Raw genomic sequence first — 15,161 nt, 5'->3', positions numbered from 1 at the left:
AGAGCGGCGATGCTCATGGTTCTGATCGGCGCGGCTCTGGGATCGGGCCCGGCCGCATCAAGTGGGACGGCGATGGAGCCGCCCGCCGCGATCGCCGCGGCGGACGCGGCATCGTCGAACGGGCGTACCGGGCGGTTCGTGATGACGGTCGTTTCCACAGCCAAGACCGCGCGTGGCACGTTCCTCAATTCGACGGACGATTATCGCCGCCCCGACGATCTGACGTTCGACCTGTCGCGCGTCGCGGCGAATGAACTCGCCAAACGCTATGGCGCGCCGCCCGAAGTCTATTTCAAGGGGCGCCATATCGTGGTGGATGGTGTCGTGCGCCGCAACCTGATCGTCAACACGGTATCGGGGCGCGCGCACAGCGTGAACCGCTATCAGCACGTCGTCCGGATTCAGCATCCGCAGCAGATCGTCGCGGTCGACTGACCCGCACGCGCACCGTCTCGGGCGCTCAGATCGCGCCCGAGAAGGTGTCGCATTGCGCGGGATCGCCGCTGTCCAGCCCGCGCTTCAGCCACTTCATGCGTTCGGCCGAGGTGCCATGGGTGAAGCTGTCGGGCACGACGCGGCCCTGGCTTTCCTGCTGCAGCGTGTCGTCGCCGATCGCGTGCGCGGCGGTGAGCCCTTCCTGGATGTCGCCCGGATCGAGCCGGTCGCGGTTGTTGGCCGCCCACACGCCCGCATAGCAATCCGCCTGAAGCTCGAGGCGCACCGACAGCGCGTTGCCCTGCGTCTCGCTCGCCTGGCGCTGTGCGTTGGACACCTGATCCGACACGCCCAGCAGATTCTGGATGTGGTGGCCGAACTCGTGCGCGATCACATAATCCTGCGCAAAATCGCCGCCGGCGTGGAAGCGGTTCTGCAATTCCTGGAAGAAGCTGGTGTCGAGATAGATGCCGCGATCGGTCGGGCAATAGAACGGGCCCATCGCACTCTGCGCCGCACCGCAGCCCGAACGGCCGCTGCGACTGTAGAATTGCAGCGAGGGCGCTTCGAACGTCTTGCCCTCGCGCTGGAAGATCGCCGCCCAGGTCTTGTCGGCCGAACTGAACGCGTTGCAGGCGGCAGTGCTCGAGGCATCGACCCTGCAGGCGGTCGTTGCCTCGCTCTTGCGCGCCGATTGCTGCGTGGGGGCCGAGGTCTGGCTGCCGCCGCCACCGCCGAGCATCGAACCGATATTGCCCAGACCGCCGAAGACGGCGAGCACGATCAGCACCACGACGATCCCACCGCAACCGAACCGGCTGCCGATCAGCGGGAGCAGGCCGAACAGCAGGCCGCCACCGCCACCACCCCCAAAGCCACCGCCGCCGCTTTCGCCGCGCTGGTCGCCGACGTTGATGTTCGGGTCGAAATCGTCGAGCCGCATCATGGGCCTCCCTTGTCGTCTCCCCTGCGCAATGCTCGGCCTCCCGCGTGGTTGCAAGGTTGATCGCGACGGCGCGCGGGCGCAGGAGGGGGACGAGTGGAGGATCGGTGCATGTTTCTGAAGGGCAAGACTGCGGTCGTCACCGGCTCCACCTCGGGAATCGGCCTCGCCTATGCGCGCGCGCTGGCGGCCGAAGGCGCGACGGTGGTGCTCAACGGCTTCGGCGAGGCGGACGTGATCGCGGCGGTGCGAGACGAGCTGACGGCGACGAGCGGCGCGGCGGCGCTGTACGATGCGGCGGACATGACCGATCCCGCCGCGATCGCTGCGCTGGTCGAGCGCGCCGTCGCCGAGACGGGCCGGATCGACATCGCGATCAACAATGCCGGCATCCAGCATGTCGCGTCGATCGAGGATTTTCCGATCGACGCGTTCGACCGGGTCCTGGCGATCAACCTGTCCTCCGCCTGGCACGTGATGCGCGCCGTGGTGCCGCACATGAAGCGGCAGGGCTGGGGCCGGATCATCTCGACCGCCTCGGCGCATTCGCTCGTCGCGAGCCCGGGCAAATCGGCTTATGTCGCCGCCAAACATGGTCTCGTCGGGCTCACCAAGACGGTGGCGCTGGAGACGGCGCGGCACGGCATCACCGTCAACGCGATCTCGCCGGGCTATGTCTGGACGCCGTTGGTCGAACGCCAGATCCCCGACACGATGGCGGCGCGCGGGATGACGCGCGATCAGGTGATGAACGACGTGCTGCTCGCCGCGCAGCCGACGCGCGAATTCGTCACCCCCGAACAGGTGGCGGCGCTCGCGCTGTTTCTCTGTCGCGACCAGGCGGCGTCGATCACGGGCGCGAACCTGTCGGTCGATGGCGGGTGGACGGCGGCATGAGCGCGCGGATCGCGCAGGCTGCCGCCGCCCTGCTGCTGGTCGCCGGCCCGGTGATGGCGCGCGACGTGCCGACCGACTGGCGCCGCGCCGCCAGCCCGGCGGATCGCGACCGGCTGCGGCGGTGGCGCGACGCGTGGATCGAGGCGCTGGGCAAGGCGCAGCGCAGCGGCGGCGGTGCGCAGATCGCGGCACAGGGTGCGCTGCTCGATCCCGATCACGCGCTGGCCGGCGCGTCCCCGCCGCCCGGCGCCTATCGCTGCCGGACGATCCGGCTCGGCGGTTATGGCGGCGGTGACGGCTTTGCGCCGGGGGTGTGGGCGCCGTGCCTGATCGCGGGAGAGGGCACGAACCGAGGCTTCGCCGCGCTCAGCGGGCCGCAGCGCACCACCGGCACGATCTTCGAGGATACCGGTGCGCGCAGCGTGTATCTCGGCGCGCTGATGCTCGGCGACGAGACGCGGCGCATGGCCTATGGCCGCGATGCGCGCCGCAACATGGTGGGGGTGGTCGAGCGGATCGGGCCGGCGCGCTGGCGGATCGTGCTGCCCTATCCGAGCTTCCAGTCGACGCTCGACGTCATCGAACTGGTGCCGGCGCCGGTCGAACCGGAAGCGGCGCCGCCGCACTGAGCGCCGGCGCTGCCGCGGCGGCCGCGCCGATCGGCGGCAGTGCGGCCAGATAGACGGTCCCGCTCTCGTCGATCCTGGTGATGCGCGACCCGTTCGCGGCGGCAACCGCCTGGAGATAGGAGCGCGGGCGCTTCATCAGATCGGGATGGTCGAGCCCGATGAGCCCCATGATCCGCGCCGCGGCCATGACGAAATGGACGCAATTGTGCGTCTTCAGGTCATAGGTGCTGTCTGCGCCCTTGTCGTCCCACGCCGCTGCCAGCGCCAGCACGGCGGCATATTGCGCGTCGGTCATGGTTGTCGAGAATTGGGCGGTGCTGCTGCGGACATAATAGGGCGTGGCGATATCGAGCTTGCCGCGCACGGAGCGGAACAGCAGCGCCGGACTCAGCGTGCGCGCGGTGAAGCCGAAGTTGCGATCGACCGCCGCCCCGCCGGCATCGGGCACGCCGCGGAGCGTGACGAAGGCGTGGGGGAAACTGTCTCCCAGTTCGTGGCTCCAGAAGGCGATCGTCACCGCGGCGTGCGCGGGCAGCGCGGCCCCGATCGAGAGCAGCACGAACGCGACGAGATGGGAGAGGCGAGGCATGATGCTAGCCTATCGCACTGGTTTGTCCCGGGAAAGCGGCGATGGCGTCCTTGCGCTTCTCCGGCCGGATATAGATGGAGGCGAGCATCGGCTCGGCCGCCTTCAGCTTCGCCTCGATCCGCTCCACCAGCGTTTCGCCTTCGCCCATCGTCAGCGAATCGTCGAAATCGGCGCTGATCGCCACGAAGATGCTCGTCGGTCCGGTGTGGATCGTGCGGACATGGTTGACCGCGGTGACGCGCGGTTCGGCGGCGACGATGGCGCGCACCGTCTCGACGATCGCGGGGTCGGCGCGCTCGCCGATCAGCAGCCCCTTGGCCTCGCGCGCCAGCAGCATCGCGACCAGCCCGAGCACCAGCCCGATCAGGATCGAGGCGATGCCGTCGATCCGCGGCTCGGCGAGCGCATGGCTGAGCCACACGCCCGCCGCGGCGATCACCAGTCCGGCCAGCGCCGCGCTGTCCTCGAACAGGACGATGAACCCCGCCGGATCCTTGGAGCGCCGGATCGAGGCCCACCAGCCGAGCGGTCCCTTGGCGCGGCCGAACGCGCGCATCGCCAGGAACCAGCTGGTGCCTTCGAGCGCGGTGGAGACGCCCAGCACGATGTAATTGACCAGCGGCGAGCGCAGCGGCTCGGGATCGATGATGTGGAGATAGCCCTCATAGACCGACACGCCCGCGCCCACCGCGAAGATCAGGATCGCGACGACGAAGCTCCAGAAATAGAGTTCGCGCGCATAGCCGAACGGGTGGATCTCGTCCGCCGGCCGCTTCGCACGATGCTGGCCGTAGAGCAGCAGCAATTGGTTGCCGCTGTCGACCACCGAATGGACGCCTTCGGTCAGCATGGAGGAGGATCCGGTGATCGTGGCGGCCACGAATTTGGCCACGGCGATGCCGAGATTGGCGGCGAGTGCCGCCAGGATGACGAGATTGGATTCGCGTTCGACGGGTTCGGCCATGGTCACTCTATGCGGGGGGCGGGCGCGAGATGCGAGCTTTGCGTGACGCGGCAAGCATGTTGTTACGTCAGTATGAACATCGCCCTGAAAATCATTCGCTTCGGCAACTCCGTGGGCGTCATCATCCCCAAGGAAATGCTTTCCAAGCTGCGCGTCGATCTGGGGGATCAGATCGTTTTGACCGAACAATCGGACGGCTTCGCAATCCGACCGCATGATCCGGCCTTCGTCGAAGCGATGACGGCTGCCGAGGCGATCATGCGCGAAGACCGCGACATACTCGCCGGTCTCGCCAATTGACGTCGTCGGGCACGCCGCGTTTTCCCAGTGCAGACATTGCGCGTGCGGTGCATGATCGGAAACTGGCCGAACATGGCGGACCAGCGGGCGTCAAGGACATAGGCCTGCTCGAGTCAGCCATCGCACGGCCGGTCAACAAACGTGGCTGTAGAGAAGACGATCTCTGCGCCTCAGCGGCCGCTTATGCGTTCGGCATCGCCCGAAATCACCCGTTCGCGGATGGCAACAAGCGCGCCGCATGGGTCATGGCGCGCTTGTTCCTGCGCCTGAACGCCGTAGAGATCGAGTTCGACAAGGCGGACGCCATTCGCACCATGTTGGCACTCGTCTCCGGTACGCTGGCAGAGGACGATTTCGCCGCTTGGTTTCGCGAGCACATCGTTCGCGCCTGACACCGCGCCCCGGTCACACCCCCGCGTCGGTCAGCCGTTCGCGCTGGTCGGGGGTGAGCGTCAGGTCCATCGCCGGCAGCAGATCCTCGATCTGCGCGGCGCTGGTCGCACTGGCAATCGGCGCGGTCACGCCGGGTTGCGCCATCAGCCAGGCGAGCGCGATCTGCGCGAGGCTGGCGCCGGTCTCCGCCGCGACCGAGTCCATTGCCGCCAGCACGACCTTGCCCTTGCCCTCCAGCAGATCGCCCATCCGACCGCCGCGCACGCTTTGCCCCAGATCGGCGGTGCTCCGGTATTTGCCGGTGAGGAAGCCCGAGGCGAGGCCGTAATAGGGCGTCACGCCGATATTCTCGGCCACGCAATAATCCTGCAGTTCGCCCTCGAACTTCTCGCGGCTCACCAGATTATATTCGGGCTGGAGCACGTGATAGCGCGGCAGATGCGCAGCGATAGCGGCGTCGTTCGCCGATTTCAGGCGCCCGGCGTGGAAGTTGGAAGCGCCGATCACCCGGACCTTGCCGGCGTCGACCAGCCGGCCGAACGCCTCGAGCACCGCGTCCTGCGGAACGGAATCGTCGTCCTGATGCGCGAAATACAGGTCGATGCGGTCGGTGCCGAGCCGCTTCAGCGAGGCCTCCGCCGCGGCGGCGATGCGCGCGGGGGCCAGCTTCTCGCCGCCTTCGCCCGGCAGCATCCCCACCTTGGTCGCGATCAGCACCCGGTCGCGTTTGCCGCCCTGCGCGAGCCATTCGCCGATCATCGTCTCCGATTCGCCGCCGCGGTGGCCGTCCGCCCAGGCGGAATAGACGTCGGCGGTATCGATCATCGTGCCGCCGCCGGCGACGAAGGCGTCAAGCACGGCGAAGCTCGCGGCCTTGTCCGCGGTCCAACCGAACACGTTGCCGCCCAATACCAGCGGCGCGATCTTCAGGTCGGTGGAGCCCAGGCGGCGAAGTTCGGTCATGATGGATCGCTTTCGTTGTCGCCACCGACGGCATTGGCGTCGACGCTGTTGGCATCGAGCATCGCGGCGGCGTCGTTCAATTGCCGGGCCTCGTCCGCGGTGACGGCGCCCGGCTGATCGGTATGCGACGAGCAGGCGGCGAGCGCGAACGCCGCCGCGGCCGCCATACTCGCGCGGCGGCGCATCAGTTCTTCAGCGAACGGCCGGCGCGCTCCAGCGCGTTACCGGTGGCGTTGGAGGCGCGATCGATGCCGTTGTCGATCGAATTGCCGGCGCGATCGGCGGCCGGGCCGGCACGGTCGATCGAGTTCTGCGCGGCACCCAGCGCGCGGTCGGTGGCGGCGTTCACGTCGTCCACTGCGTTGCGCGTCGTGGCGTTGGCGTCCGCGGCGACCGAATCGGCGGCGTTGGCGCTCGCATCCTGCGCGTTCTGGCTGCAGGCGGCGAGTGCCAACGAGGTGAAGGCCAGCAGGGCCAGCAAAGGCTTCTTCATGATCGTCACTCCCCATGTTGTTGCGGCAATGGTATTCAGGCCCGAACGCGTTGTCACGGCATCGGGTCCGTGCCGGATCGATTGACCGCATATAAAGATATCTTTATATGTTGTTCCCGATGACCCTCGCGCTCGACATCTTCCGTGCCTTGGCCGACGCCACGCGGCTGCGCATCCTGACGCTGCTGCGCTCGATGGAGCTGTCGGTGGGTGAACTCGCGCAGGTGCTGGGCCAGAGCCAGCCGCGCGTGTCGCGGCACGTCAAGATTCTCTGTGACGCAGGCCTCGCCGAACGGCGCAAGGAGGGGAGCTGGGTGTTCGTGGCGCTCGGCAAGCCCGATGCGGTCGCGCCAGTGGCCGCCGCGCTCGATCGCTGGGGCGCGGCCGAGCCCGATCATTGGGCGCTGGCCGACGTCGCGCGCCTTGCCGCTGTGCGTGCCGATCGCGCCGCTTCGGCGGCGGGCTGGTTCGAGGACCATGCCGGCGAATGGGACGCGATCCGCTCGCTCCACATCGCCGAGAGCGAGGTCGAGGCGGCCATGGCGGCGGTGCTGGGCCTGGAAGGCGGAGAGACCGGATCGCTCGGCACGCTGATCGACATCGGCACCGGCACTGGCCGGATGCTCGAGCTATTCGCCGGCCGCGCGCGATCCGCACTCGGGATCGATCGCAGTTCGGAGATGCTGCGGCTCGCGCGCGTGAAGCTGTCCGAACGCGGGCTTTCCAATACCGAGCTGCGCCAGGCGGACCTCTATGCGCTGCCGATGGCGGACGGCGCGGCGGACGTCGCGATCCTGCACCATGTGCTCCATTTCGCGCAGCAGCCCGGCGCCGCGATCGCCGAGGCGGTGCGCGTGCTGGGGCCGGGCGGGCGGTTGCTGATCGCCGATTTCGCGCCGCACGACCGCGAGGATCTGCGAACGCGCGACGCGCACACCCGGCTCGGCTTTTCGGATGCGCAGATGGCGCAGTGGTTCGCCAATGCCAGTCTGGTGCCCGCCCGCATCGAGACGCTGGGCGGCGGCGAGCTGACGGTGAAGCTGTGGCTCGGCCAGAAACGGGACAAGACTGTGGAATTGCGTGAGGTGAAGGCGGCATGACGACGATCTCGATCCCCCAGCTGGCGGAAGCGCGCCGCGCATTGGAGGAGCCGCTGTTCGCCGATCTGGCAGGCGATATCGGCATCAGCTTCGAATTCTTCCCGCCCAAGAGCGAGAAGATGGAGACGCAATTGTGGGAGGCGATCCGCGCGCTGGAGCCGCTCGGCCCCGATTTCGTGTCGGTCACCTATGGCGCGGGTGGCTCCACGCGCGAGCGCACGCATGCCACGGTCGCGCGGATTCAGCGCGAGACCTCGCTAAGCGCCGCCGCGCACCTGACCTGCGTCGAGGCGACCCGCGCCGAGATCGATCAGGTGGCCGAGGATTATTGGGCGGCGGGCGTCCGCCACATCGTCGCGCTGCGCGGCGACATGCCGACGCCGGGCGAGCCCTATCGCCCGCACCCGGGCGGCTATGCCAACGCCGCCGAGCTGGTCACGGGATTGGCCCGGCTGCACCCGTTCGACATTTCGGTCGCGGCCTATCCCGAATGCCATCCTGAAAGCGGCGGCGACCAGGCCGATCTCGACAATCTGCGTGCGAAGTTCGATGCCGGCGCCAATCGCGCGATCACGCAATTCTTCTTCTCGCCCGAGGCCTATTTCCGGTTTCGCGACCGGGTGGCGGCGGCGGGGATCACGGCGGAGATCCTGCCCGGCATCCTTCCCGTTTCGAATGTCGCGCAGTTCCGCAAATTCGCCGGCCAGTGCGGGGCGGCGATCCCCGCCTGGATGGACCGGCTGTTCGAGGGGCTGGACGACCATCCCGCCGCGCGCCAGCTCGTCGCGGCGACGGTGGCCGCCGAGATGTGCCGGCGGCTCTATGCGGGCGGCGTGAAGAACTTCCATTTCTACACGCTCAACCGCGCCGAGCTGGCCTTCGCGATCTGCCACATGCTGGGGGTTCGCGCGAAGCCGACCGAAAAGGCCGTGGCCGCATGAACGCGGCCAGGACGAAGGAAACACCGATGACCGCCCGCGAACGCCTGAACGCCGAAGCCGCCAAGCGCATTCTCATCACCGACGGCGCGTTCGGCACCGAGATCCAGAACTGGAAGCTGGACGAGGCCGCCTATGCGGGCGATCTGGGCTTGCCGCACGACCAGAAGGGCAACAACGACATCCTCGCGATCACCAAGCCGGAGGTGCCCGAGACGATCACGCGCGAATATCTTGATGCCGGATCGGACATCGTCTCCACCAACACGTTCAGCGCGAACCTGATCTCGCAGGCGGATTACGGCGCCGAGCATCTGGTGCGCGAGATCAACCTGCAAAGCGCGAAGATCGCCCGACGCCTCGCCGACGAATATGCCGCGAAGGACGGCCGTCCGCGCTTCGTGGCGGGCGCGATCGGGCCGACCAACAAGACGCTGTCGCTCTCGCCCGACGTCAACGATCCTGGCTACCGGGAGATCGATTTCGATTATCTGAAGGGGGTCTATCGCGACCAGATCGACGCATTGCTGGAAGGCGGCGTGGATTTCATCCTGATCGAGACGGTGTTCGACACGCTGAACGCCAAGGCCGGGATCATGGCCGCGCTCGACGCCGCGGACGATCTGGGGCGCGACGTGCCGATCATGCTGTCGATGACGTTGACCGACCTGTCGGGGCGCAATCTGTCGGGCCACACCGTCGAGGCGTTCTGGCACGCGGTGCGGCATGCCCGGCCGGTGACGATCGGGCTGAACTGCTCGTTCGGCGCCGAACAGCTCCGCCCGCATGTGAAGACGCTGAGCGCCATCGCCGACACGCTCATCATGATCTACCCCAATGCGGGCTTGCCCAACGAACTCGGCGAATATGACGAGATGCCGGCGACCACCGCGGGGCTGGTGGGCGAATGGGCGGCGGCCAGGCAGGTGAACGTACTGGGCGGCTGCTGCGGCTCGACGCCCGCGCATATCAAGGCGATGGCGGACGCGGTGCGCGGGCTGGAGCCCAGGGTGCCGGCCCGCCCCGAGGTGCGGACCAAACTCGCCGGGCTCGAACCGTTCACGATGGCGGCGTGAGCGGACCTGCCGCAATCCTGTCACCGTTCGTGCTGAGCCTGTCGAAGCACCTGCCCGGACCATGCCCTTCGACACGCTCGGGGCGAACGGATGTTGAAAATGACTAGCACAATTTCCTCCACCAATTTCGTCAATATCGGCGAGCGCACCAACGTTACCGGCTCGGCACGCTTCAAGAAGCTCATCATGGCGGGCGACTATCCCGCCGCCGTGGAGGTCGCGCGCCAGCAGGTGGAATCGGGCGCGCAGGTGCTCGACGTCAACATGGACGAGGGGCTGCTCGACGCGCACCACGCGATGACGACGTTCCTGAAGCTGATCGCCGCGGAGCCCGACATCGCGCGCATCCCCTTCATGGTCGACAGCTCGAAATGGAGCGTGATCGAGGCGGGGCTGAAATGCGTCTCCGGCAAGCCGATCGTCAATTCGATCAGCATGAAGGAGGGCGAGGCGCCGTTCCTCGCCCAGGCGAAGAAGTGCATGGCCTATGGCGCCGCGGTCGTCGTCATGGCGTTCGACGAGGTGGGGCAGGCCGACACCAAGGAGCGCAAGGTCGAGATTTGCGAGCGCGCCTATCGCCTGCTCACCGGGATCGGCTTTCCGCCCGAAGACATCATCTTCGATCCCAACGTGTTCGCGGTGGCGACAGGGATCGAGGAGCACAATAATTACGGCGTCGACTTCATCGAGGCCTGCCGCGAGATCAAGGCGCGGTGCCCGCATTGCCACATATCGGGCGGCCTTTCGAACTTCAGTTTCTCGTTCCGCGGCAACGAGCCGGTGCGGCGCGCGATGCACAGCGTGTTCCTCTATCACGCCATCCCCGCTGGCATGGACATGGCGATCGTCAACGCCGGCCAGCTCGACATCTATGACGATATCGATCCCGAGCTGCGCGCGGCAGTCGAGGACGTGGTGCTCAACCATGATCCGGAAGCGGGCGATCGGCTCGTGGCGCTCGCGGAGAAATATCGCGGCACCGACGCGGTGGCGGAAAAGGCGGCGGCGGAATGGCGCGGCCTGCCGGTGACCAAGCGGCTGGAATATGCGCTGGTGAAGGGCATCGACCTCCACGTCGTCGAGGATACCGAAGAGGCCCGCCAGGCGATCGACGATGCCGGCGGCCGGCCGATCGAGGTGATCGAGGGGCCGCTGATGGACGGCATGAACGTCGTCGGCGACCTGTTCGGATCGGGCAAGATGTTCCTGCCGCAGGTGGTGAAGTCGGCGCGGGTGATGAAGAAGGCGGTGGCGCATCTGCTGCCCTTCATCGAGGCGTCCAAGGAGCCCGGCGCGCGCGGCAAGGGCAAGATCATCATGGCGACCGTGAAGGGCGACGTGCACGATATCGGCAAGAACATCGTCGGCGTCGTGCTACAGTGCAACGGCTTCGACGTGGTCGATCTGGGCGTCATGGTGCCTTGGTCGAAGATCCTGGAGGCCGCGAACGAGAATGACGCCGATATGATCGGGCTGTCCGGCCTCATCACGCCCTCGCTCGACGAGATGGTGACGGTCGCCGAGGAGATGAAGCGCGCGGGCATGACGATGCCGCTGCTGATCGGCGGCGCCACCACGTCCAAGGTGCACACCGCGCTGCGCATCTCGCCCGCCTATGATGGTCCGGTGGTGCATGTGCTCGACGCCAGCCGCGCGGTTGGGGTCGCCTCGACGCTCGTCTCTGACACGATCCGCGACGAGTTCGTGACGAAGACCGCGGACGAGTATGAGGCGGTGCGGATGGCGCGCGCGGGCAAGGGGCAAAGCGAATTGCTGCCGCTGGAGACGGCGCGCGAACGCGGGTTCGCCGCCGATTTCGCGCTTAAGCCCGCCGCGCCCGCCAGGCCTGGCCTGCATGTCTTCGCCGCGTGGGATCTGGCCGATCTGCGCGACTATATCGACTGGACGCCGTTCTTCCGCGCCTGGGAACTCGCGGGCAATTTCCCCGCCATCCTCGACGATGCGGTGGTGGGCGAAAGCGCTCGCGCGCTCTATGCCGATGCGCAGGCGATGCTCGAAACGATCGTGGCGGAGAAGTGGCTGACGCCGCGCGGCGTGGTCGGGCTGTGGCCGGCACGGCGCGAGGGCGATGACGTGGTGGTGAGCCATCATGGCGACGTGCGCCTGCCCATGCTCCGCCAGCAGATCGCCAAGCGCGAGGGGCGCGCCAATATGTGCCTCGCCGATTTCATCGATCCCGCGGGCGACTGGTTCGGCGGCTTCGCGGTCGGCATCCACGGCATCGACGACCATATCGCGCGCTTCAAGGCGGGGCACGACGATTATAACGACATTCTGCTGAAGGCGCTGGCGGATCGCTTCGCCGAGGCGTTTGCCGAGCGGCTGCACCGCCATGTCCGCCAGGAGCTCTGGGGCTATGCACCCGACGAGCAACTGACCAACGACGCGCTCATCAAGGAACAATATCGCGGCATCCGCCCTGCACCCGGCTATCCGGCCTGCCCCGATCACAGCCTGAAGCCGATCCTCTTCGAACTGCTGGGCGCGCAGGAGGCGACCGGGCTGGAACTGACCGAAAGCTTCGCGATGTTTCCTACGGCAGCGGTGTCGGGCTTCTATTTCGGCCATCCGCAGGCGGAGTATTTCGGCGTCGCCCGTGTCGGCCGGGACCAGCTGGAGGATTATGCCGTCCGCCGCGGCGTGGAGGTGCAGACGGCGGAGCGCTGGCTGCGGCCCAATTTGGATTGAGCGCATCCCTCCTGTTCCCCGGCCTTCGCCGGGGAACAGGTTCGCAACGCTGCCCGCGATCGTAGGCGCCGTTAACGTCCTTTGTGGCTTGCCGAACCACCGGCTCCGCGTCCACGCTGCCCCCCGAAAAGGACCCATCATGCGCCAGTTCCTCCCGTTCGCCCTGCTCCTTGCCGCTCCCGCCGCCGCGCAGGGCACCGCACCCTTCACCATCGACGGGCACGGCTTCGCGACGTTGCAGGATGCGGTGGATTCGGTGCGGCTGGGAACGGCCACGATCCTGATCGCGCCCGGCGTCTATCACCAATGCGCGGTGCAGGCGGGCGGGCGGATCACCTTCAAGGCGCAGCAGCCCGGCACCGCGATCTTCGACGGCACGCCATGCGAGGGCAAGGCGGTGCTGGTGCTGCGCGGGCAGGGCTCCACGGTCGACGGCCTCGTCTTTCGCGGGATTCGCGTGGCGGACGGCAACGGTGCAGGCGTGCGCACCGAGATGGGCGACCTGACCATCACCAATGCCATGTTCCTCGACAGCCAGGAGGGCGTGCTGGGCGGTGAGCCGACCGCACAGCGCATTGCGATCGACCGGTCCACCTTCTCGGGCCTCGGCCAGTGCGACGAGACGCCCGATTGCGCACATTCCATCTATCTGGCGAACCGCGGCAGCGTGTCGATCACGCATTCGCGTTTCGAGCGCGGGCGCGGCGGCCACTATGTTAAGCTGCGCGTGCCCAACGTATCGATCACCGACAACAGCTTCGACGATACCGGAGGGCGCAAGACCAACTATATGATCGACCTGCCCGAAGGGGCGACCGGGCTGATCGCGGGCAACGTCTTCGTGCAGGGGCGGAACAAGGAAAACCATTCGGGCCTGATCGTCGTGTCGGCCGAGGCGAAGACCTATCGCTCGACCGGGCTGCGGATCGAGAACAACGATGCGCGCCTGTCGCCGGGCGACACCACCAGCCCCGCCTTCGTCGCCGATCTCAGCCACGATCGGCTGGCGGTCGGCGCGAACCGGCTGGGCGCGGGCATCCGCCCGTTCGAGACACGCTGACCGCGCCGGCGCTCAGCCGGGAACGATCGCATAGAGTTCGCTGATGTCGTCGCGCCAGATCCGGCGGAGGCGGCGATCATGATAGCCGGGCGGTAGCTGCACGCCCGTCAGCCAAAGATAATCCGCTTTGTTCAGGGGAAGGGTGCGCAGCGCCATGAGCGCGGTCTGCGCGGGGCGGTAATTGGCATAGGGCTTGAAATCCCGATCGACGCAGTGCGCCGGAAACACCATTTGCGACGGGTCGTCATAATAGGCCGGGGCGGGCCGGTAGGTCACCTGGAGGAGATGAAGGCCGGGCACGCTCCAATGCGCGTTGACCCAGGCGCCGCGAAACGTCGTGGCCAGATTGCCGAGATGCTCCAGCCGCTCCGACCGCCAGCGGTCGCAGCTCACCTCGGCCAGATTGAAGACGCGGGCGCCGTAGCGGACATGATCCAGGGCAGTGAGCTCGCGCCGATAACGCTGGTCGTAGCGGGCGAAACTGACGGTTGTCACCGCGAAGCGGACCGTCAGCAGCGCCAGCCCCGCCAGCAGGATCCATCGGCGCCGGCGCGGATCGACCCGCGACCAATCCTGCATCGCCAGCGCCAGCATCGGGATCAGCGGCGCCAGACGCGTATCGATCTCGTCGCTGCCGCTGATCATGCTGGGCGTGGCCAGGAACAGCGCGATCACGAGGATCACCGCACCCGCCGCGCCACCGTTCAGCCGTGCGCCCCACCGCCAGCCCAGCAGCCAGATGAGAAGGCAGGCGGCGACCGAGCCGATGTCGAACAGCTTGTTCTGGTCGCGCAGCGTTGCTGGGATCGCCCCCAGCTTTCGCGGGAACAGCCAGAGCGTGGCGCCGCGATCCGACGACCCCACCGCCTTCCACAGGACGAGCGTGGCGATCGCCGCCAGTACCGGCGGCCACAGCGTCATCGCGGCGGCGCGGATGGCCGCCCGGTTCCACGCCCGCGGGCGATGGAGCGAACCGGCCCATGTCGCGTGACCGACCATCATCGCGATCAGCGCGACGCCGGCGACGCCGTGGCCGATGGTCAGCACCGGCACCGCGACGACAGCGAGGACCGCCCGCCGGCGCGGCGCGTGCTCCAGCGCCACCCATGCCGCGAAGACGATCAGCGCGAGCGCCTCGCTCAAGGCAAAGTTGAGAAAGCCCCAGAGGAACGGCAGGTTGAAGACGAACAGCAGCGCCCAGGGCAGGGCGTATGCGCCCGCGCGATTGGTCGTGCGCGCGATCGCGGCGATCCCGATCACCGTCAGTGCCGGGGTGGCCGCGCAGAGCAGGCGAACCGTCGGCACCACGCCCAGCCAGGGATGGACCGCCTGGACGATCAGATCGCTCGCGAGATTGAGCGTCAGCGCCCAGTTGAAGCTGAAATAGCGCAGCACCGCGTCGCCCGCCGCCGCGGTCTGCACCGAGAACTGGCCGATATGGCCGGGAACGTCGGTGAGCGGCGGGATCGCGGTGAACAGCAGCGGCAGCGCGGCCAGGATCGCGAGCAACGCCACGATCGGCAGGCGCACAAGCAAGATGGGGCGGTCGTCGGGGTGTTGCGACAATAGGTGTTCCGCCGGTTGTTCGAAGCGCAGGGGTGGGACGCTTAGCGCAAAATCGGCGCGGTGCAGCGTCATTCGGCACGGTACCGCGCGGCTGATGCAAAATCCG

17 protein-coding genes are annotated in these 15,161 nt (G+C 67.5%); 10 read left to right on the top strand and 7 right to left on the bottom strand.

The window, feature by feature from the left end:
• Positions 1–435, top strand: a 435-nt coding sequence (locus tag OXQ95_RS06260; RefSeq protein ID WP_267380653.1) for a hypothetical protein, incomplete at its 5' end; no start/stop codon positions are given.
• Positions 436–460: 25 nt separating this feature from the next.
• Here the strand turns inward: OXQ95_RS06260 and OXQ95_RS06255 are convergent.
• On the bottom strand, positions 461–1,378 hold the full coding sequence (locus tag OXQ95_RS06255) for a neutral zinc metallopeptidase (RefSeq protein WP_267380682.1): 918 nt from the start codon (positions 1,376–1,378) through the stop codon (positions 461–463).
• 111 nt (positions 1,379–1,489) lie between these two features.
• On the opposite strand from OXQ95_RS06255, the gene OXQ95_RS06250 reads away from it, so the two are divergent.
• Positions 1,490–2,275, top strand: coding sequence for a 3-hydroxybutyrate dehydrogenase (locus OXQ95_RS06250; RefSeq protein ID WP_267380652.1), 786 nt, complete (start codon positions 1,490–1,492; stop codon positions 2,273–2,275).
• A complete protein-coding gene (locus tag OXQ95_RS06245) occupies positions 2,272–2,904 on the top strand; it encodes a DUF4893 domain-containing protein (RefSeq protein ID WP_242095282.1) in 633 nt (210 codons plus the stop codon). The genes OXQ95_RS06250 and OXQ95_RS06245 overlap by 4 nt, the downstream gene beginning before the upstream one ends.
• On the opposite strand, the gene OXQ95_RS06240 is transcribed toward OXQ95_RS06245, so the two are convergent.
• Both OXQ95_RS06240 and OXQ95_RS06235 read right to left on the bottom strand, forming a co-directional pair.
• Positions 2,852–3,493, bottom strand: coding sequence for a hypothetical protein (locus tag OXQ95_RS06240; RefSeq protein ID WP_267380648.1), 642 nt, complete (start codon positions 3,491–3,493; stop codon positions 2,852–2,854). The two genes, OXQ95_RS06245 and OXQ95_RS06240, sit on opposite strands and share 53 nt — an antisense overlap.
• A gap of 4 nt (positions 3,494–3,497) precedes the next feature.
• Positions 3,498–4,457, bottom strand: a complete 960-nt coding sequence (locus OXQ95_RS06235; RefSeq protein WP_267380647.1) for a cation diffusion facilitator family transporter — start codon at positions 4,455–4,457, stop codon at positions 3,498–3,500.
• Positions 4,458–4,529: 72 nt separating this feature from the next.
• On the opposite strand from OXQ95_RS06235, the gene OXQ95_RS06230 reads away from it, so the two are divergent.
• A complete protein-coding gene (locus tag OXQ95_RS06230; RefSeq protein ID WP_267380645.1) occupies positions 4,530–4,757 on the top strand; it encodes an AbrB/MazE/SpoVT family DNA-binding domain-containing protein in 228 nt (75 codons plus the stop codon).
• Complete coding sequence (locus tag OXQ95_RS06225; RefSeq protein ID WP_267380643.1) at positions 4,754–5,149, top strand: type II toxin-antitoxin system death-on-curing family toxin; 396 nt, start codon at positions 4,754–4,756, stop codon at positions 5,147–5,149. The genes OXQ95_RS06230 and OXQ95_RS06225 overlap by 4 nt, the downstream gene beginning before the upstream one ends.
• Positions 5,150–5,162: 13 nt before the next feature.
• On the opposite strand, the gene OXQ95_RS06220 is transcribed toward OXQ95_RS06225, so the two are convergent.
• From OXQ95_RS06220 to OXQ95_RS06210, 3 genes are read right to left on the bottom strand one after another with little or no spacing between them, the layout of a single operon-like run.
• Entirely contained in the window at positions 5,163–6,113 is a 951-nt protein-coding gene (locus tag OXQ95_RS06220) for an aldo/keto reductase (RefSeq protein ID WP_267380642.1), read from the bottom strand.
• Positions 6,110–6,298, bottom strand: a complete 189-nt coding sequence (locus OXQ95_RS06215) for a hypothetical protein (RefSeq protein ID WP_267380641.1) — start codon at positions 6,296–6,298, stop codon at positions 6,110–6,112. Before OXQ95_RS06215 ends, OXQ95_RS06220 begins: the two co-directional genes overlap by 4 nt.
• Positions 6,298–6,606 carry a hypothetical protein gene (locus OXQ95_RS06210; protein ID WP_267380640.1) on the bottom strand — a complete coding sequence of 103 codons (309 nt, stop codon included), beginning with the start codon at positions 6,604–6,606 and terminating at the stop codon, positions 6,298–6,300. The genes OXQ95_RS06215 and OXQ95_RS06210 overlap by 1 nt, the downstream gene beginning before the upstream one ends.
• 119 nt (positions 6,607–6,725) lie before the next feature.
• On the opposite strand from OXQ95_RS06210, the gene OXQ95_RS06205 reads away from it, so the two are divergent.
• The 5 genes from OXQ95_RS06205 (at position 6,726) to OXQ95_RS06185 (ending at position 13,489) form a co-directional block, all read left to right on the top strand.
• On the top strand, positions 6,726–7,706 hold the full coding sequence (locus OXQ95_RS06205; protein WP_242095905.1) for a metalloregulator ArsR/SmtB family transcription factor: 981 nt from the start codon (positions 6,726–6,728) through the stop codon (positions 7,704–7,706).
• Positions 7,703–8,647 (top strand): methylenetetrahydrofolate reductase, encoded by a 945-nt coding sequence (gene metF, locus OXQ95_RS06200; protein WP_267380638.1) that lies wholly within the window; start codon positions 7,703–7,705, stop codon positions 8,645–8,647. Before OXQ95_RS06205 ends, metF begins: the two co-directional genes overlap by 4 nt.
• Before the next feature lie 26 nt (positions 8,648–8,673).
• Positions 8,674–9,720 carry a homocysteine S-methyltransferase family protein gene (locus OXQ95_RS06195; RefSeq protein WP_267380636.1) on the top strand — a complete coding sequence of 349 codons (1,047 nt, stop codon included), beginning with the start codon at positions 8,674–8,676 and terminating at the stop codon, positions 9,718–9,720.
• Between the two features lie 99 nt (positions 9,721–9,819).
• The gene (gene metH, locus OXQ95_RS06190; protein WP_267380635.1) at positions 9,820–12,429 is read left to right on the top strand and encodes a methionine synthase; all 2,610 of its coding nucleotides are present in this window, start codon (positions 9,820–9,822) and stop codon (positions 12,427–12,429) included.
• Between the two features lie 139 nt (positions 12,430–12,568).
• Positions 12,569–13,489 (top strand): right-handed parallel beta-helix repeat-containing protein, encoded by a 921-nt coding sequence (locus OXQ95_RS06185; RefSeq protein WP_267380633.1) that lies wholly within the window; start codon positions 12,569–12,571, stop codon positions 13,487–13,489.
• Between the two features lie 12 nt (positions 13,490–13,501).
• Here the strand turns inward: OXQ95_RS06185 and OXQ95_RS06180 are convergent, their stop codons facing one another.
• Complete coding sequence (locus OXQ95_RS06180) at positions 13,502–15,019, bottom strand: hypothetical protein (protein ID WP_267380680.1); 1,518 nt, start codon at positions 15,017–15,019, stop codon at positions 13,502–13,504.
• Positions 15,020–15,161 lie beyond the last annotated feature (142 nt).

It is taken from the genome of Sphingomonas sp. GC_Shp_6 (assembly GCF_026540835.1).
GTDB lineage: Bacteria > Pseudomonadota > Alphaproteobacteria > Sphingomonadales > Sphingomonadaceae > Sphingomonas.
Note: the sequence above shows the minus strand (reverse complement) of the source record. Positions and strands in the feature narration are given on the sequence as shown.